2 protein-coding genes are annotated in these 21,981 nt (G+C 46.4%); both read right to left on the bottom strand.

The window, feature by feature from the left end; all coding sequences use genetic code 11:
• Positions 1 to 16 precede the first annotated feature (16 nt).
• Entirely contained in the window at positions 17 to 12,094 is a 12,078-nt protein-coding gene (locus J8M00_RS24370) for a non-ribosomal peptide synthetase (protein ID WP_211013011.1), read from the bottom strand.
• On the bottom strand, positions 12,091 to 21,981 hold the full coding sequence (locus J8M00_RS24365; protein WP_211013010.1) for a non-ribosomal peptide synthetase: 9,891 nt from the start codon (positions 21,979 to 21,981) through the stop codon (positions 12,091 to 12,093). Before J8M00_RS24365 ends, J8M00_RS24370 begins: the two co-directional genes overlap by 4 nt.

The following is a 21,981-nucleotide window of genomic DNA, read 5'->3' as shown; positions in this document are numbered from 1 at the left end:
AATTACAACATAATATTTACATTTTGCCGTGCAGTATGTAGTGATCTTCTATCTGTTCAACGAGTGCTTTCATATCCGTTGTCTTTTGCAATATCGACAGGTGATCACCTGTGATTTCCAGCGTATCTAAATTCGCCACCACGCGCTGCCAGCCCATGTCCAATTTCACTGCTCGCCCCTCAAATTCAGTGGTGTTTTCGGCTTTGATTACTGTGACTTTTGTATCTATCAGTGGTTTATCAATTGCCACATCTGCCAGTACTTGCGCTTTGTAAACTTGATAAAAATTGCTTAACTGCTGCACTGATATCTGCACATCTTTTTGTGCGAGCCACTCTGACAAAATCGCTAACTTTGCCATTCCAGCCATTTGAATATAGTGCTCAATTTCATTTTGTCGCGGCGAAATACAGAAAAAAGTGCACAAGTCTTGCAACATAAATTTATCAATTTGTTGCGCATCCACAATTGGTTTGGTTTTGCTTGGTCGTGGTGTATCTAAAATAGTCAGGGAATCACAGGTAAAACCGCTACTTTGTGATAATTGAGCCAACTCGTAACCGATAAATGCGCCAAATGAATGTGCAACAATATGCGCACGGGCAAACTCTGTTTGGCTCTGCAGCGCATCTAAATAGTGTTTTGCGGTCAAGTGAATATTGCCAATCAGTTCGGGGTTATCGGCAATAGCGTCAGGTTGCAAACCATACACGGGAATGCGTTTGTCGAGCATATTCACCAATTTGACAAACGACAATAACAAACCGCCAGCACCTGCTATGAGCACTAGCGGCGTGAATCCGATTTCGCCTTGTTGTAAGCACATTAACGTATTCGACATATCGCTTTGCTGCGACTGAGAAGACAACTGTGAGTCTATATAACTCGCCAGTTTTCTCACTGAACTATGCTGCAAAATCGCCGCGATTGGCACATTTAAGTGTAGTTGAGACTGGATTTCAGCAACCAACTGCATGATCAGTAGAGAGTGACCTCCAAGTGCAAAGAAGTCATCATCCAAGCCCACTTTATCCACTTTGAGCAACAAACCAAATTGTGCTGCAATGCGTTTTTCGAGTATGCTTTGTGGTGCTTCTACTGCATCAGTGTGAAGAGACAACGCTTGCGCTCGCACAGTCAAAGCTCGGCGATCTAACTTTCCGCTCGCTGTATGTGGTAATACATCAATAGGCTCGATGATATTAGGCACCATATAACTAGGTAACTTAGTACTAAGCTCCAAAGTAACCTGTGACATGTCCTGGCATGAGGATAGCCCTTCAACAAAAGCAACCAACTGCTCATTATCACTGCCATCTTGACGCACCACGACGGCACAACTTGCGATGCCGTCAATTGTCATAAGTTGGCTTTCAATGTCAGCGAGTTCGATACGATAGCCGCGCACCTTAACTTGACCATCACGACGGCCTAAAAAGACCACTTCGCCTCGCGTATTCACTTTCACCAGATCGCCTGTTTTATAGAGCCTCAGTCCGGATTCTGGGTGACGAATAAACGCTTTAGCAGTCTTTTGTTCATCGCCTAAATACCCTCTCGCGAGTCCGGCCCCACTAATGTAGAGCTCCCCTACCACATAGTCAGGTACCGCTCTGAGCTGAGCATCCAACACATGTAGTTGCAGCCCAGCAACAGGCCGCCCAATCGCGATATCATCGTCTTCCCATTGGGTAACTTCTTGCAACGTGGCAGATATAGTTGCCTCCGTTGGTCCATAGGCGTTTATCAATCGTATGCTTGAACTCTGGTGCTGCTGCCATGCTTTAAGCGCTGCTAGCTGCATTTGCTCACCACCAATGGTGATGAGTCGTAAGCCTGGATTAAATTGTAGTGGGGCTGCACATAATTGATGCCAGTAGGCAGTCGGTAAACTCATTAAACTGATATCAGCCTCATGAGTTAACTGACAAAGCCTTTGGGTGTCGAGTAATTGAGACTGCTCACTCATTACCAAAGTGGCCCCATTGAGCAATGTACAAAAAACCTCTTCGGCAAATACATCAAAGCTAAAGCTGGCAAATTGGAGGTAGTTGTCTTGCGGCGAAATACCGTACTGCGCTGACAATGAGTTGACGTAGTTTAAAATACTACGCTGTTCAACCATTACCCCTTTTGGCACCCCGGTCGTGCCCGAGGTATAAATCACATAGCCCAAGTCTGCGCTTGTCATCTCTCGCTCTACTGGCAGCTCAGAATAACTTGTGAGTAAATTATTTAATTCACCGTACAGGTAAGTTGAGCAAGGTACATTTTCAGCTTGCCAAATCACCTGATCAGCCAAAACCAAAGAGGCATTGCACGACTCGACAATCTGCTGTTTTCGCTGTTGAGGTAGGCCCGAGGTCATCGGCACATAGGCCGCCCCTGCTTTTAATACGCCCAGAATTGCCACTATCAATGAAGGGCTCGGTGCGAGACAAAGGCCTACAATGGGTTGCTCTAGATGATGCCCAAATTGCTCGACAAGCCAATGGGCGAGCTGGTTAGAACGTTTATCCAATTCTTGATAGCTCAGCGTCCTACTCAAGGAATCTTGCTTATCGGCAAAATATGCGATAGCTGTTTCTTCGCCATATGCCGCAGCCGTTTGCGCAAATGCAGCAGGTAGTGTTTGCTCTCGTGCAACTTGATGTAAGGTGTTCGAGTCGGACTCGAATGGACCAGAGTTTAGCTCAAATGTAGCAAAAGCAGTGTTGTCTTGAGGCGTCAGACAATGTGCCAACTCATTCAGCTTGCGCTGCGGGTTTGCACAGACTTGTGTTAGCAAGTGGCTGAGCATCGCAACAAATTGCGCGCCGTGACTCCGTGTAAGTAAGTTACTTTGATAACACAAAGTCAGCGACAACTGCTGCTCACCGCCAACAACTAAGGTCAGCGGGTAGTGTGTTTGATCCCGGTAGTCACTACCAATGATGTCAAAAGGTAGATCCGGCCCTTGCGTCAATGGCGACGTCGGATAATTTTCAAACACATAAAGTACATCAAAAAGGTCTTGGCTATTGTCAATGCGACTCCAGCGGTGCACGTCACTCAAACTGGTATGAGGGTGCTCACTTAAAGCTGTCACGTTCTCTTTAAACTGCTGTAAAAAGGTCGCCACACTCATGTTCATGTCTACCTCTGTGTAGACCACTTGAGTGTTGATGTACGGGCCGACTCTATCAGCCATATTGCTCAATTGAGCTGGACGCCCTGCAATGGTCTGCCCAAACATCACATCCTTTCGACCACAACAAACACTCAGCCAATATGCAAACACTCCTTGGATCATATGATTAGATGTCAGACCCAATTCGGCTGCGCTCTGTCCAATGGCATTACACAGCGACTCATTGAGCACTTCATGCTGTTCGATATACTCTATGGCAGACGTCGCACCAGAATTTAAATGCTCGCTGATTAACATTGGCGTATCAAGCTCCGCTAGATAGCTTTGCCAAAAGCACGTTTCTTTTTGTATGTCGCGCGCCTGTATATAACCAATAAAGTCGGCAAAATTATCCTGCTGAATGGCAGCGCGATACCCAGCGATCCGCGCCCGATAAAAACGTAAAATCTCGCTAAATAAAACCGGTAAAGACCACCCATCCATGATCATATGGTGATAAGTCCAAATAAACCCAACGCGCTGCGCCGACATGGGCACAAGTTGCACCCGCATGCTATGACCACCATCTAAGGCGGGTCCTTGGTCATACGCTTGACGCGCCTTCACCTTCATATACTCAGCCTGTGCGTCTACTGCGACTTCTTCACACGCAACAATTTCAACGGGCAGTTCACTTTCGCGCAATACAACTTGAACTGGCTGACCATCAACCATCGAGAAGCGACTGCGTAAAATACTATGTTGTTTGATAACCTGCCGCCAAGCATACACAAATGCCTCGCAGTCAAACTCACCGGCAAAGGTAAAACAACACTGCTCAAGGTAGGGACTAACAGACTCATCATTAGCTTTGGCCAATTGAGTCTGAAACCACATGCCCTGCTGTAATGGGCTCAATGGATAGATATCTTCCACCGAATCAATTGGGTATTTCGCAATCAACTGATTGAGTTTTCTCTCAGAGCACGCTGGCAATAAACTGAAGTCACTCTGGGTATAATGGCGTACTTGCTGTTGCGTACAGTGTAAAACCACCGTATCAATGGCACGGTGTAGATGCTGAACAAATGCTTCTGCTGCATCTGACGACACTCTTTGTGTATCAAATTCAAATTGAACGGATAAACAAGCATCTTGAATGGCAGAGGTCATTTGCATGGCATAAAAACAGTGATTGTTTGCACTTATCAATGTCCCTGATGACTCTGTGACATCACTGATCACACTGCCTGTTTGGATCACACTGTCAAGCTGACCAAGATAATTGAAAAAGATCAGCCCATTGGTGTCTAGATGCAATGCCTCTCGTACCGCAGGGTCAGGATGAAAATAGCGTAAAGCGCCAAAATCACTGGCCTTATTTTGCGTTGCAGCCAGTGTTTCTTTGACTTGGCATATTATATCGCTGAGTGCATTCGAATTGACATACAAATGCAGCGGATACATAGCTGTCATCCAACCAAGCGTTTGACTACTGTCGATACTGTTTTGCGATATATCACGGCCATGTCCTTCCATCATGACCACATGTGATTGCGCACCGTACAACTGATTAACTGTTAAGTGCAATGCCGACAGCAATAGCACTTGAATATTAGTGCCGTAAGGCTGGTTAGCATGAGTCAACAAGGCTTGAGTCATTGAACTAGACAGCTGCAATTGCCGTTTACCCAAGGCGTATTGTTTTGTTATTGACGTATCTATCTCAAATAACACCTGTGTTCGCGCCGCTTGCACGGTCAACTGCCAATCAGTGCTTTTTGCTGTGTGTTCAGCATGATCTACAAATGCCTTGGCGACCTGTTGAAGGCTAACAGGCGGACACGGCAATGCCGTCGCTTGTCCATTGCTACTCGCTACAATTCCCTGAGATAAATCTTCCAACAAAATACGCCACGACACACCATCGACTAACAAGTGGTGTGCAATGATACACAAGCGGTTTTTGTCGCTGTGAAGCCCACTCTTAACAAATAGAAAGCGAATTAATGGTTCACCATTAAAACATAAGCTCTGCTGATATTGCTCACATAAACGCTGCAATTCACCTTGCCAATGGGAAGCATTACTTAAATCCGACACGTGCAATAAAGAAGTTGCCGATACATGCTCACTAAAATGCATGTTCTGACTACTAGAGTGATTCACAACTAACCTCAAGCTATCATGGCGTGAAATTAAAGCCGTGATAACTGCACTTAATTGGCTTGCTTCAATGCCTTTGTCGAGCCCCAACATCACTGCTTGGTTCCAATGGGTCGGCTCTTCAAACTGCTGCTCAAAAAACCACTGCTGCGCAGGCAGCAAGGTGGCTGTTCCACAACTGGCCACATAGTTTGATTGAACATCATTTAATGTTTGGCTCTGACCAATGTGGGCGCTCAACTGCGCTACACTAGGATAAGTAAATACATCTGAAACAGCCAGCTCAACCCCTTGAACTCGGGCGCGTGTGGCGATCTGAATACTGAGAATAGAATCCCCCCCCATAGCAAAGAAGTCATCTTCCAAACCGAGTGTGGGGCATTTGAGTAGTTCCCGGTAGATACTAAGCAGAATATCGCTATGCGCTGAAGCTGTAGTTTGCATCTGAGAAGCAACTGGCAAAGTGGAAGTGACTACCTTGCCAACTCGGGCGCGCAGTGCACCTTTATCAAGTTTGCCATGGGAAGTCAGTGGCATATTGGCCAGCACTAGGTATTCACTGGGCAGCATGTGTGCTGGCAACACCTGTCTCAACTGAGCGTCTAACTTGGCGGACAGGGCCCGCTCTTGCAATTGGCCTGTTTGCGTCACAAATGCGATAAGTCGAGGTCGAGCACCATCGTCATCACACAGCAGTACCGTCGCCTGCTCTATGCCTGGCAATTTACTGAGCTGCGCCGCGATCTCATCGAGCTCGATACGGTAGCCGCGCAACTTCACTTGGTCATCATTGCGCCCAACATAAGCAACGCGCCCGCAAGCAAGCTGTCGAACTAAATCTCCACTGCGATAAACGCGCAACGTCTCACCACTGGGCGCAGTCCACAGTTCAAACCGCTCATCCGTTAAATCCTGACGATTTAGATAGCCACTCGCTAAACTGGCACCAGCAATATACAGCTCACCAATGGCCCCTGCGGGCTGTTGCTGCCGCTGTTCATTGAGGATCAATAATTGCGTGTTATCAATTGGCAGGCCTATATCCGGTACATCTAAATTAAGGTCAACTATCCCTGATGTCGTTACAACAGCGCTTTCGGTAGGGCCATAATTGTTGACGAGTTTAAAACCATGACGAGTCATATCAACTTGACCCAGCTTATCGCCACCGACCAGCAAATAACGCAAGGTTTTAGGTGAAAACTCGTGATCCGCCATCACCGCTTGTGCCACTGGGGTCGCCAAAAAGCTATGTGTTACGCCATGCTCATCCATCGTTTGAGTCATCAAGCGTGCGTCACTGTAGTGTGCTTTTGCTACGAACAACAAGGTCGCCCCCGATACCAAATAGGGCCACACCTCCCAAGCCGCAGCGTCAAACGCGACACTGGCTGTCTGTGTCGAAACCGATTGTGCGTTCACCAAAAAGGTGCGCTGATGCCACTGACACAGGTTCATCAAACCTCGATGTTTATTCATCACTCCCTTAGGCTGACCTGTTGTGCCCGAGGTGTAAATCACATAGGCAAGTTGCTCTGAATTAGTTGGCAGTGGTCGCGACGCGCATTCTTTAAAGGCGTCTAAATTCAATGTATCTAAATTGATAAGCGCTTGTGTTTCAATGCCAGAGAGCTTCAATAAATCAGAACACTTAGAGTTTGTAAGTACAAACTTACACTGACTATCCTGCGCAATATAACGAAGTCGCTCCAAGGGGTATTCAGGGTCAACAGGCACATAACAACCGTCAGCTCTCATCACCGCCAGCATCGCCTTTACCCATATACTACCTGCTGGCAAGCACACCATAACTCGCTCTTGTGCTTGCAATCCAGCAGACACTAAATACGCTGCCAGCTGCTCTGCAAAACACAGTAATTCACCATAGCTCGTGCTATTGCCTTGCGGGTCAATTAGCGCCACTTTGTCGGCCAATTGAGAGTTTTGATGCGCCCAAAGTGGCGTTAAAATACTGGGGGAATTAATTGCGTGTGTCTCTCCACACAGCATATGCTCACGCCAGCGATTATCCGCCAATAAAGGTATATCAACTATCGGCTGCATAATATCTGTCACAGCCGACTGCACAAAGGTCGTAAAAGCATCTGCTAAGTTTTTTATACTGCAGTAATTGAATAGCTCGGAATCAAATACCCAATTCAATCGGATCCCATCAGACTGTTCGCTACATGTCAGTTCTAATTCAAATTTTGCGTGGGTTTGCGGTTGTTCAAGTGAACAGGCCTCAAGTCCATCCAGCAATAACTGACTGTCTTCTTTGGGATCAAAAGCGAAACTAATTTGAAACAGACTGTGGTGACTTAGATCTTTATGCTGCTCACACAATTCCACAATTTGCTCAAACGGTAACGACTGATGAGTGTGAACTGCCAAAATGTGCGCTTTTTGTTGCAACAGCACATCGTGTAAAGACATTTTCTCAGTAAACTGCGTGCGGATAGGCAGTACATTAATGAAAAAGCCAACAATATGCTTCAACTGTGCATTCTCGCGGCCAGAAAACGGCGAGCCAATGACCACATCTGAAACCTGGCTAATACGTGCTACGCACAAAGAGAATAACGTGTGTAACCACATAAAATGACTGACGCCCAATGACTGACACTGGGCTGTTATCTGTTGGCATAGCGACCTGTCAAAATAACTCTCATACTGAGCCCCCAGCCGCAATGATTGGTTGCTTCTTGCCCCATCGAGTGCCAAGCTATGAACTTTAGGCGCTCCTGCCAAATGCGCTTGCCAAAACTCTCTATGTGACTCACCAGCGAGACCTTGCAAATGCGCTCTTTGCCAAACAGCATAATCCAAATATGTAAGCGCAGCTTCGTTTTCCATGCCGACAATCTGTTTACTCCCTCCTCGTGCCTGTTGATATGCTTGGGCGAGATCTTGAACAAGACGACGTAAAGACTGTGCGTCACAGGCTATGTGGTGCAAATTAATACGCAACTTAAATTGAGTAGGAGCTGTTTTCAATAGCAATACCCTAAGCATCAGATCGTGTTCTAAATCAAAAGCACATTGACCATCATCACGCTGTAATTTAAGCCAAGCCACCTCAATTTGCTGCGGCGATTGACCACTGACATCACGCACAACCAATGGGCTTTTTCTGCATGGCTGAATAACCTGTCTCGGCACACCTGCTTGGTCCACAATCAGTAGGGTTCTTAATATAGGATGTTGCTCTAACACCTGAAGCCAGGCCTGCTCAAAAGCGGGAATATCTAACTCACCTTGCAGTGAGAATGACATAGGCACATGATATAAAGCGTGATTATGTGACCTTCCTTGCAAATTATCTAACGCCCATAAACGTTGCTGTGCAAAAGATAAGGGGCCTGTAGTTTGATGTGTGGGTGATATTAATGTCTCAGTCTCCTGAGACGACAATGGCTTTTCGTTGACCGAATTGGCCAGTGCTTTGACACTCGGATATTGAAAAATATCGCTCAGAGATACATCCAGCGCATACTGAGACTGCAAACAATGGCTCAGCTCAACAGCAAGCAAAGAGTGACCACCTAGGGTGAAAAAGTCATCGTGTAACCCGATGGTTTGCGGGCATTGCAACACTGACTTGAAAGCCGCTGCGACTTGACATTGCACTTTAGTAACTGGCACCTCAAATTCAACTTTGCTGTCTTCCCATTGATGCTGCGCTCGCAATGCTTTTTTATCCACTTTGCCATTGGCTGTCAGTGGAATACGCGGTAACAACGACAAGGTCGTCGGCAGCATAAAATCAGGGAGCGTCTCTTTTAGAAAAGCAGTTAACTGAGACCTCAAATCAGTAAACTCGGCACCTTGATGCTCGGTAATAAATGCCGCGATATAGGCGCCTTGCACAGGATGCTGATTAAGTATTACCACCACCTCATCAACCCATGGGTGCAACCTCAGCTGATTTTCTATTTCCCCCAATTCAATACGATAACCTCTGACTTTTACTTGGTCGTCTATTCGACCAATGTATGTCATTTCGCCATTTGGAGATAAGCGTACCAAATCTCCCGAACGGTAGAGACGCTCACAGTGTCCTGCGGCTAGACTCAACTCTGAAAATCTCGCCTGATTCAGCTCTGGACGTTGCCAATAACCTCGTGCAACCCCTTCCCCACCAACATATAACTCACCCACAGCTCCTTGAGGCAATAGTCGCTGTTTATCATCTAACACATAGCAGGAAGTGGTATAAATAGGTTGGCCGATATTGCTTTGTCCAAGTGTTAGATCATCGTCACTTAATTGTTTAAAAGTCACATGCACAGTGGTTTCGGTGATCCCATACATGTTGATCAACTGGCAACTGGGCAGCAATTTACGCCATGGCCTAATTTTACTTGGCTGTAGTGCTTCACCGCCAAAAATGACGTAGCGCAGTGCAACTGTCTGGCGAGTTTCATCCAGCAATCGCTGCATGCAACTTTGCAATACATAAAACGCACTTGGAGTTTGATTTAAAACACTGACTTGTTCTTTTAACAATAGCTGAGCAAACGCTTGAGTATCTTTAGCCGTTGCCTGATCTACCACCACCAGCTTTGCGCCAAACAGCAGTGCGCCATACATTTCCCACACAGAAAAATCAAAGCAAAAAGAGTGAAACAAGCTCCATACATCTAATTCATTGAAATCAAATAAACTTGGCTCTGTAAACAGCAAGCGAACCACGTGACGGTGCTCTATTTGCACCCCTTTTGGCTTACCTGTGGTGCCAGAGGTATAAATGACATATGCGAGTTGTTCAGGTCTGATCACAGGTGCGTCGTAGCGACAATTTAAATACGCTGATATCGCATCTTCAGCAACCACACATGTCACATCTAAATGAGAAAACTGCACGGCTGTTTGTCTGTCACACAGCAATAACTCGCTGCCTACATCCGCCAAGATATAATCTATTCTCTCTTGAGGGTAACTTGGGTCAATCGGCACATAGGCCCCACCCGCTTTTAGTATGGCAAGTAAAGAGATCACTATCTCATTGCTGCGAATCATACTCACAGGCAGTAGCTGCTGAGACTGAATACCTTGTGCTACCAAAGCACAGGCGAGGGCGTCAACTCGCTGATCAAGTTCACCATAAGTGAGAGCTTGTTTGCCGTCGGTAATTGCAATACGCTCTGAACAACGCCCAACTTGGTAATCAAAAAGTGACACAATACTGTGCTGTTGTGGCCAACTCACCTCATGACATTGCGTCTGAGACAGTAACTGTTGCATGTGTTGAGCGTCTAGCAGTGGCAGCGATCCGACAGCCATAGCTGGATTCTGTACAATGGCCTCTAACATCACAGCAAAACTGTTCGCCCAATTTTGAATCGTCTCAAAGTGGAACAAATCGCTGTCATACTTCCAATTTAAGCTCAACACTTGGCCATCTAACTGGGCATGTAGTTCCAAATCGCACTTCACGGCCACAGGTTGCGCATTGCCGTCTTTGGACTCACTGACTTCAAGACCGTTCAACTCTAGCTGACTGGGTTGAGATTGGGTCAATGAAAACAAAATTTGTACTAGCGGATGGTGGCTCAAATCTCGGCTTTGGCCGAGTTGTTCTACCAATTTGTCAAAGGGCAGAGCCCGATATTCAAGCGACGCCAAGTTTCGCGCTTTTTGCTCGGCAAACCACTGCTCACATGACAGTTTACTGTCAATTTTAGCGTGCATCACCAAAGTATTAACGAACATCCCTATAAGGTGCTCTAGTTCAGGGTGATCTCGACCTAGCACAGGCGTACCAACAACAACGCTTGACTGCTGATTTATACGAGCAACAAATAGCATAAAGCTGCTTATCAACCACATAAACAACGAACTTTGCTGTGCCGCTGACACGGCGATAATTCGCTGACTCAATAACTCGGGCAAATGCTGAATATATCTCGCTCCATGATCAGTTTGTATCGCTTGCCTTGGTTTATCGCTCGGTAAAGATTGTAGCGGCTCTAGTCCTGCTAACTGCGATTTAAAGTAGTTGATATGCGGTATAAAGTAATCGTCATTTAAATGTGATTGTTGCCATGCAGCATAGTCTAAGTATTGCCGCTCAAGGATCGGTAGCTCAGGCGATGTATTGCTAACATTCGCATTGTAGATAGCTGCAATTTCTGCGACTAAATTAGTCATAGAAGCACCATCGGACACAATATGATGCATATTGAAAAAAAGTTTGTGCTGCTGCACATCAGACACAACCAAAACTCGGATCAAACAGTCTTTATCGAGCTTAAAAGGCCGCTTACAAAACGCCTCGATGTGCTGATTTTTGTGGCTCTCTTTGTCTGGGGCAGCGAGGAGGTCCAAATCCACATATTCGAACGGTACACTTTCTGTATCTTGGATAACAATATAAGGTTTGCCACTGGATTCAGGCCCTGCTACAAAGCGACAACGTAAGCTTTCATGTCGCTGTATTACTAACTCAATGGCGTTTTTCATCGCTTCTATATTGATGTTACCAGTTAAACAAAAAGAGGCGGGCATATAATACTGTCGACCGCCTTGCAGCTGCTCAATAAACCACAACCCCTCTTGTGCAAAACTGAGTGGCAAGCGTCCACTGCGGTCTGCCCGCGGGATCAGTTCAGGCGCAGTGGCGGTGTCTCTTTGTGCCTGCTTTTGAAAATATGCGACTAAATTGGCTTTATTGGCAACCACCTTGGCTTTCAACTGTTCGGGAAACCCCTGTTTTTGACGAAACGCTAACTTGCCATCTTTTTCGTACAAGGTAACGCCAGCATCCAACGCTTGTGTGATTAATTCTTCTATCTCTTGTAACTGAGTGTTTATCACAGGAACATCTCCTCTGACGAATCACTTTCGTTATCAGTACGCTGAGTTTGCTCATAAGCAGTATGGATCCTAACCCACTTGGTCAAAGCGGCAATGGTTGGGCGTTCAAATAAGACCTGCATCGGCACAGTAATATTCAATTGCTCTTGCATCAAGCCGACACATTGTGCGGCCAATAGTGAATGACCGCCAAGGGTGAAGAAGTTATCGGTAATGCCAAATGTTTCAACGTCCAACACTTGAGCAAAAATGGTATGTAATGCACTTTCCAGCTCAGTGCTTGGCGCAATAATGCTTTGCGTTTCACGGCATTGCTGCGCCCACGCATACAACCGCGCAACATCAAGCTTGCCGTTGCTTGTCAAAGGTAAATGGGGCACTTGAATATATCGATGGGGCAACATATAAGCAGGTAACTGTAAAGCGAGCTCTTCGCTATAGGCCATGCTGCAAACTTCATCCATTAATTGTGGTTGTTGCGCCATATCATTTGGTGTGTTTTCGAGAACCAAATAGGCTTCTAAGTTATCCCTTTTATCATTAAGTAGTACCCGTGCTTCTCGCACCCCAGTTTGCTGTTTTAAGTGGTGGGCAATCTCGCTCAATTCAATTCGATAACCGCGCAGCTTTACTTGTTCATCTGCGCGTTCACAAAAGACCAGCTGTAAACTCCGAGACGCAGCTTCCCACTGCCACTTCGCCTTGTCTCCTGTGCGATAGAAGCGCTCCTCTCGACTTGACGTCGCGAGCGTTAAGTTGACAAATTTATCTTGATTAAGTTGTGACTGACCCAAATACCCCGTCGTCACCCCTTTCCCTGATACATATAATTCTCCTAACACACCGACGGGCACTGGCTGATGGAATTCATCAAGTATCACGCAGTGACTGTATGGCATGCCTTGTCCAATTGGCACATCATGCAGTAAGGCTGCTCTCAACTGCGCAATAGTTTTACTGTTGCATCGATAAATACTCGTGCCAACGGTCGCCTCTGTTGGACCGTATTCGTTTACCCATTGCACCTCTGGCAGAAAAGTATCTAGCTCGCTCAACAAACTACACGGGAGCACCTCTCCACCCACAATCACGTGGTGCTGGGCATTAAATTGGCGCTTAAGAGACAGCCGGTTGGCCACTTCCAACGCACCTTGAAGATGCGCAGGGGTTACTTTGAACAGACAAGACTCGTGATCAAAAAGGCGCTTAGCCAGTTCAACCAGCATAGTATCATTGTCTTCTAGCAGCTCGACCCCTAACCCAGCTAACAGTCCACCCCACAGAGATGTCACAGTCGCATCAAAAGCAACTGGGGTACTGACGACAGCGCGATTTAATGCGCCATTGGTATACTCACGAATAGCGAAAGATAAATAGTAATGTAGGTTCTGATGACTGATCTGCACACCTTTAGGCTGCCCTGTCGTACCCGAGGTATAAATTACGTAGGCCAATGCATCAACATGAGGAATAGGTAACCGCTCTTGACTGACCGTTTCAGGCCAACTTGCACTGTCACTCACTGAGAACAAAGTTAAAGGAGACTGCGCAACAGAGTCCGATAAATTGGCCAATTCACGCAGTAAACAATCACTGGTGATAAGCCCTGTCGCTCCACTGTCTTGCATAATATATTGCATCCGTGCAGCGGGGAGTTTTGGGTCCACCGGCACATATGCGCAACCAGCTCTAAGCACAGCCAACAGCGTCAATGTCATATCCACATTAGGTGGTAAACAAACAGCTAATTTATCGCCCGCCGTGATGCCACTCTCTAGCAGGTGATGTGCAAAACATCCAGCTCGTTTCCATAGCGCACCATAGTTGAGAGACTGACCATGTGCGTCGGTTACTGCAATGCGGTCTTTGTGCATGTACGCCACATTTTCAAAGCGCTCATGTACACACACGGGCACATCATGCCCACACGCCGCCTCAGGCTTTTTCGTCAGCTTACGTTTTTGTTCTTCCGTTAAAATATCCAAATGACTGACAAGTTGATCTGAGCTCGACAGCGCCGCATTCACCAATACGGTATATGCCTCTGCCATTGACTGAATGGTATGCGCTGTAAATAACGCGCTACTGTAGCGCCACTCAATTTCAATCTCTCCGCTTTGCTCCGTGGCGTTCACCTCCAAGTCAAACTTCATATTAGGCGTATCATCGCACTCTTCTTCAATATGTAGGTCCGGAAGAGCCACATCCACAACATCGTTATTTTGCAGTGCAAATAAAATCTGAAACAGTGGCTGATGGCTTAAACTGCGCTGTGGTTTTAGCGCCTCAACAACTTGTTCAAAAGGCAATGATTGGTGAGCGAAGGCATCAAGGATCACCGTTTTTTGCTGCGCTAGCCATTGATTAAACGTCATCGTGTGATCTGCCTGTGCGCGAATAACAACAGTGTTGACAAAAAAGCCGATTAAATCATTGAGCTGGCGCTGAACGCGGCCAGCCACAGGCGAGCCAATTGCCACATCATTTACGCCGCTGTAGCGCATTATCAAGAGTGCAAAGACACTATGTAACCACATAAACAAGGTCACCGACTCATTTTGACAGTGTGCTTTAATTGCTTGAGTTGTTGCAGCATCAAGTCTCAACGTTAACCGCTTACCAGCCAATTGCTGAACCTTTGGACGAGCAAAATCTAACGGCAACTGATGCAAGGTCGGGCTATCTGTCAATTGAGATTGCCAGTAATTGATTGCTTTTTGCTGTTTTTGTGGTGTGTAAAACCCTCTTTGCCAGTGAGCAAAATCGGCATATTGCACAGCCAGTGGCTGGGTCAGTTTGTGCGGCAATTCAAACTTATTTTCACCACTGTGGTGACGATAAAATGCGATAATCTCATTCACTAATATCGCCATAGACCAACCATCACTGGCAATATGATGCATATTAAAGTGCACCCAATATTCCCTTTGAGCCCGTTTCACCACAACCACACGAATCATAACGTCCTGGCTTAAATCAAAGGGCTTTTGGCATAATGTCGCTTTGATCTGAGCTTCTCGCAGTTGCTGCTCTGAAGGGGTTAGTGCTGAGATATCTTCAACGACCAACGGTACTTCTACATGCTCTCTAACTAGCTGCTCTGGTGACTCTCCACTGGCGCCGGGCAATACAATAGTCCTTAGCACTTCATGGCGCTGAATTACGCGCTTCAGAGCTGTGCCAAACGCCGCTAGGTTTAAATCCCCTGAAAAAGTAAAACTGGCGGGCATCTGATATTGCGTACTGCCATTTTGTAATTGATCGATCAGCCACAATCGCTGCTGAGAAAAAGACAAAGGCAGTGTTATTGAGCGTGAAACAACAGGTATGTCATCGTCCACTGTGAGCCTTTCAAATTTCGGTAATGCCTCTGCAAGTGCTGCTATGCTCGGGGTTTTAAATAATTGAGGTAAGGTAATATCCAGCTGCATTTGTTGTCGAATTTGGCTTATTAATTTGATGGCCAATAACGAGTGGCCGCCAAGTTCAAAAAAGCTATCTTCTATCCCTATTTGGGTCGCTGGTAAAATTTGCTGATAGAGCGTAAATAGCGTTTGCTGTAACGCCGTTAACTGTACATGCTGTCTACTTGATGCCGTATCAACGTTCTTTTTTTGTTGCAACTCAGATTCAAGTGCAGCCATTAATGCCGCTTTATCCACTTTGCCATTTCGCGTTAATGGCATCACGGTAACTACATGAAATACAGCGGGTAACATATACGCAGGGAGGTGCTCCGAAAGCTGATGTCGCAATTGTCGCTCAGACATACTTGGCGCCTGTTGCCACATAATATGTGCCACTAACGTTTGCGTAGTGTCATCTACTGTCAGCACACAATCGGCTACCCCCTCTACATCCAAAATAATATCCGCAATAGCGTCTAAGTCGATGCGGTACCCTCGCAATTTAATTTGTTCATCAGCGCGCCCAAGGTAGCGCAGATAAGCTGGCTCCCCACATTCATCTAATTGCCATTTCACTCGATCTCCAGAGCGGTATACGGGCTGAGAATGGGCCCCTAAAATACCGCGCCTAGAAAACTTGCTTGCTGTTAATTCTGGCTGATTTAAATAGCCTGTGCTCACCATATTGCCGGCGATCAACAATTCTCCTGGCATATTGCGCGCAACAGGTTGATCAAACTCATCAACCACCAGCATAGTCACGCCATCAATTGGTAAACCTATTGGCACATCAGGGGCTTCAGACAATACTTCAGCAGGCATATTTGGCGGGATCTCAAACACACTCACTCCCACGGTAGTTTCTGTCGGTCCATACTCATTCACAATATGAATGTTAGGCAGCTTCCCTTTCAGCTTAACTACCACGTCCGAGCTCAGCGCCTCGCCACCCACTATTAATCGATGGGCCGTTTCACAAATTGCCGCCTCACTCGTCAGTGTTAATACAGCACGTAAATGAGCGGGGGTTAACTTAAATAAGGTGGCCCTAGGTGACCACAGCTTGTCTATTAGCGCCGTGATTAATGTTGCTCCTTGCGACAAAATACTTAATTCGCCCCCGCTGATAAGCGTTGGCACGATGGCTGTGACCGTTGCGTCAAAAGCCATTGGTGTGCTCATAACACATGTAAGCGGCGCCATTATTGCGTAGTTACTTATGGCATGGTGTAGGTAGCCATGCAGATTGCCATGACTAATAGGCACGCCTTTAGGTTGCCCTGTCGATCCTGAGGTATAGATGATGTAACAACATTGCGCCGCAATTGGTTCTGCACACGGAGGCAAATCAGCTTGGTTTGGTGCGCTACTTGGATAGGCTGAGAGCAATGACTCTTGCTCTAGTGCATCGTCCAGCAATAAAAAGTCACTACCTGCTTCAATGAGCCTTTCTGCATCCTCGCTTAGTGCTAAAGTCAACATCACATCAGCATCTGAAAAAATATGCTGCAAGGTTTGGGGGGGTGTTTCATGATGCAATGGCACATAAATATGATTGGCTTTAAGCACCCCTAACATGGCGATGGGCACCAAAGGCCCAGCTGGTAGCGCTAATGCAATACGAGTTTGTGGCTCAAACGCCATCTCCAATAGACAGTGCGCCAACTGATTCGCTATTTGCTCAACTTTGGCGTAACTCCAGTTTTGCTCCGCAAAACTTATAGCTGTTTTATTTGGCTGTTGAGCTGCTATGTTGGAAAACTGAGCTGCCCACGAAGAAACCGTTGGGTCTACCAGTTCGATAGGCGCGGTCGCGCGAATAAACTTTTGTTGCGCATCATCATGCCATAATGCTAATTGCGACAATGCAATACTTGGCTGCTCAATACATTGGCGTAATACGCAAAGATATTGCTGGTGAAAAGCTTCAATACTGGCGCTATCCCACAGCGCAGTGTCATAAAGCCACTCAATACTGCATTGTTGCTGCCCATCTATAATACTCACTTCCAAATCTAGTTTGGCGCTGCGTGGACCTTGTGGCAGCAATTGGACGTCTAGCCCTTGCAGTTGCAAAGCTTCATTCACTTCGTTGTTGACTCGAAAAACGACTTGAGCCAGTGGATGGATCGAAAGACTTCGAGGCACATCTAACGTCTCAACCAATACATCAAAGGGCACCATTTGGTGCGCTTGCGCTTCTAAAAACTGCTCTTTACTCGCCGCCAATGCTGCGTCAAATTGCGTCTCTGGCGTGAATTTATCCCTCAATACCAGAGTATTGATAAAGTTACCTAACAGTGGCTCAAAAGCTTTTAATTCTCTCCCTGATACTGGAGTTGCTAAAATAATATCCCGCTGCTGTTGTGCTCTGCTCATCCACAGGCTAAACGCCGTTTTGAGTACCTGAAACAATGTGCTGTCGGTTTGCTGACAAAATGAGCGTACCTCCTCTCGCATTTGCCGTGGTATCTCAAAGCAAGCGAGCTCGCCCCCTTGAATCACCTGGTTTTGTCTAGCTCTATCGGTTGGCAGTGAATGTAATTGAGGCAGCTCTTTTAGTTCACCGCGCCAGTAGTTTAAACTTTGTTGCCATAGCTCAGTTTGAGATAACCGCTGCTGCCAATCAATATAGTCAATATAGCTGTATTCAGGCAGCCGTTCATTTTGCCCAGCCCCGGTTTGATATGCTTGACTCAGCGCCTCTGCCAGTACCGCTATTGACCATCCGTCGGAGACGATGTGATGCATGGTGATCAGCAACACATGCTCATTACTATTTAATCGCAGCAACGCAGCTCGAAGCATTAAATCACTATCTAACTCAAAACTTTGCTGCGCATCTGCTCGAATAAATTGGTCGATATTCGCTTGTTGTTGTTCTGCCACAGAAGTCGACATGTCCCGATATTGTAGTGAGAATTCGCGCGCTATATTGTCTTTTTGATAGGCAGTTCCCCGTTCATCCTGATGAAACGTAAAACGTAACATCGCATGGGCTTTTATTACTGACCTAAATGCACGCTCAAGGCGCTGGTGGTCTAATTCACCCGAAATTTTATAAGCGCCTTGCAGATTATATTGCTGGCTGTGACCTTGCATTCGGTCAATAAACCAAATCCGCTGCTGTGCAAAAGAAAGCGGGGATTGAGCTTGGTTAGCTACGTGATGTAGTGGTGTGGTATCAATTGAAGATTCTTGAGCTTCAACACACATGGCTAACTCAGCCACACTTGGATTAGCAAAAACCTGCTTCAAACTGAGCGACACAGCACACTGCGCTTTGATCTCATTGAGTAAGCGCATAGCAAGCAGTGAATGGCCGCCAATTGCAAAAAAGCTATGGTCGATACCAATACCAGTGCATCCAGTGAGTGACGCAAAAATACTGATTAGCTTATGGTGTAACGCGCTCTCTGGCTGACGCGTCGGAGCAGCCACCACGAGCTGTCGGTGTTGAAGTTGTTTACGGTCTATTTTGCCACTGCTAAGTTTTGGTAAAGTGGCTTGGCGAATTAAATACGCAGGGATCATATACCCCGGTAAGCATGCCTTGAGCTGCTGACGAATTCGCTGCTCGCACTGAGCCAAATCTGTATCCGAAGCATTCGCTACAAAATATCCTACTAAGGTATTTTGTTGGGCTACTTCACGGTAAATTATGGCAGCCAAATGCACATCATCCAGAGACTGCAACTTGCTTTCAATCTCAGCAATATCTACCCTAAAGCCATTTATTTTAGGCTGCTTGTCGAACCGCCCAATAAACTCAAGCTGGCCGTCAAAGTTGAGCTTAACGCAGTCGCCAGTCCGATAATAACGTCTCTGATGCTCCGCATCACAGGGTAAAGACACGAATGCCTTAGCGGTTTCTTGTGGATCATTGATGTACTCATTTGCAAGACTATCCCCAGCAATGTACAACTCGCCGGGCACGCCTTGCGGCACTGGCTGCTGCTGTGGATCCAAAACAGCAAACTGTACATGTTTAAATGGCCTACCAATCGGGATACATAGTGCTTCACTGTGTTCTAATACCTCATAGGTACAAACACCAATACAAGCTTCCGTCGGCCCATAATGATTGAAAATCTTCGCCTCTTTATTCAGAGATTGTAGCTGTTGTGTCAATGCCTCAGTGAGTGACTCCCCGCCTAACACCCACTGAGATATTGCAGGTTTTGAAGCCTGCAACCAAGGAAGCAGTGCATTAGCCAAAGAGGGGGTTAATTTAACCAAATTCACGTCATGTGCGACACAAGTTTGTACCAGCAGCTCGGGCTCAACGCTATCACACAGCACCACACAGCCCGCACCAGATAAAACGGGGAAGACGCCTGTCAGGCCTAAGTCCGTCGCAAGCCCAGTCACAACTGCCGAACAGGTGCTCTGATCGAAATGAATACGTTCAGATACGCCTGAGACATAGTTAATCAGTGCATGATGCGAAATCACCACCCCCTTAGGGTTACCTGTGCTGCCTGAGGTAAACATCACATAAGCTAGATCCGAACTTAACGGCATAGCTGGTAGGCCCTGAGTGGTACTCAATTTATGCAGGGCAATCGGATCTAAAACATCTATCCCCTTATTTTTAAGAACTTGCATATCTGGCAAGTGCTCACTGGCACACAATAACAACTGACTGTCCGCTTGAGCCATGATCTCCGCAACCCGCGCAGCAGGAGTCGCATCATCAATGGGCAAGTAGGCAACCCTTGCACGCATCGCACCTAACATCCAAACAAAACTTTGAATACTCCTGTTTACCAACAAGGTGATTGGGGTAGAAGTTTGCTGATTTAATCCATGTAACCTCGCTGCGACGTATTCTAACTGCGAGATCAATGCGGCATATGTCATCGAAATAGGCTGATGTTCAAATGCTAGACTAGGCTGGATCAATGCAATGTGTTCACTGTATTCCTGTGCATTTTGATAAAGTGCGTCTAATACTGTGCCTAAGCTTTGCTCTTCACCATCGGCGCTTGGCGCCAAAGCTAAACTTGCTGCGGAGTGCAGAATAGCTTGACTGCTCACTTGCAGTGAGGAGTCATATGCAGCATCGACTAGTGCAAGATAGTCTTCCCTCAACTGTTCAATAAAACGCGGATCAAATAAGTGTTTGGCATAATCAAAACTAAGCTGTACACCTTCTGCACAGTCATTCAAATTTAAAGTGAGATCAAACTTTGCGGTGTGATTATCAAGTGCAAACAGTTCGCTGCTTACGGCGTCGTTACCAACGGTTTGACCAGTAATACCATTGTAGTTAAAGAGAATTTGAAACAATGCCGAATGTGCCGTTGATTTGGTGATATCTAACGCGTCGATGATCTCTTCAACGGCAACACTTTGATACCGCAATCCCTCTTTGACTAATTCGTGGGTCGCGGTTAAAACTTGTTGCAAAGATAAATGCTCTGTCAGGGTTAAACGCAATGGTAACGTATTGATGAAGCATCCTACCACACCCTCAAACTCAGGCTGGGTACGGTTCAAAACAGGGACTCCAAGGGTGATGTCCTTTGCTTGTCCATAGCGGTGTAGCAGTACGTAAAATATTCCCAAAAAACCCGCAAATTGCGTCACGCCCAATTGCTTGCATAGCGCACTAAAGCGCGCAGCTTTTGGTTGTGGTATCAGCGCCTCAGCATGTGCACCGAGATACTCTTTGTGGACCCTTCTGGGCTGACTGGTCGGTAATTCGAATACTTCAAGGCCAGTCAGTTTTTGCTGCCAATAATTGAGCTGTTGCTGGTACTCATCACTTTGCTGATACTTGTTTTCCCAGTGAACAAAATCCAAATACTGCAATGTCATGGGCTCGCTTGCCAAGCCCGCCAATTCGTCAACGAGAGATTGGGTAAAGAGACGAATAGACCAACCATCTGCAACAATGTGATGCATACACACATATAGCCAGTGGCCCTGCCCTTGATCCACCAGTAAGCGTGCCCGAACCAGCAAATCATGTTCCAAGTCAAATTGATATGAAAGCTCATCTTGTATCAAGGATGACGCTGACGCAAAGTCGTCTGCCTCAGGTGCACCCTGTTGCTGAAGTATCAGCTTGGCTTCCGGGTTAACCAGCTGTACAACCTCATCGCCTTGCTGTTTAAATTGGCTTCGCAGTACATCATGGCGCTGCAATACCGCATTTATAGCCTGTTCAATCTGCTCTGCACCGTAGGCTTTTGATAACCGCAAGAGCCCAGCCATATTGTAGGCACATAAATGTGCTTCATATTGCTCGATAAACCAAATCCTTTGTTGAGATCGGGATAGTTTGCCTAGCTTTTGGTGATGCCGTTGCATATAAGTAATAAGTGCTTGCTTGTGCTCCTTTATCAGCGCTAACTTTTGTGCCGGAATGTCATTATGCCGGCTTCTGAGCTTTAAACGCCCATCTTGTACATATAAAAAAATCCCTTGGCCATCCAACTCGGCCAACAAAGTTTTAATCGCTGAATTTTCCAT

Source organism: Pseudoalteromonas luteoviolacea (assembly GCF_018100925.1).
Taxonomy (GTDB): Bacteria; Pseudomonadota; Gammaproteobacteria; order Enterobacterales; family Alteromonadaceae; genus Pseudoalteromonas; species Pseudoalteromonas obscura.
The sequence above is the reverse complement of the archived record's forward strand: the minus strand, read 5'-3'. Positions and strand labels throughout refer to the sequence as shown.

Excerpts from the sequence above, each read along its gene's own strand:
- J8M00_RS24365 (WP_211013010.1), bottom strand. The coding sequence starts at position 21,981 with ATGGAAAATTCAGCGATTAAAACTTTGTTGGCCGAGTTGGATGGCCAA.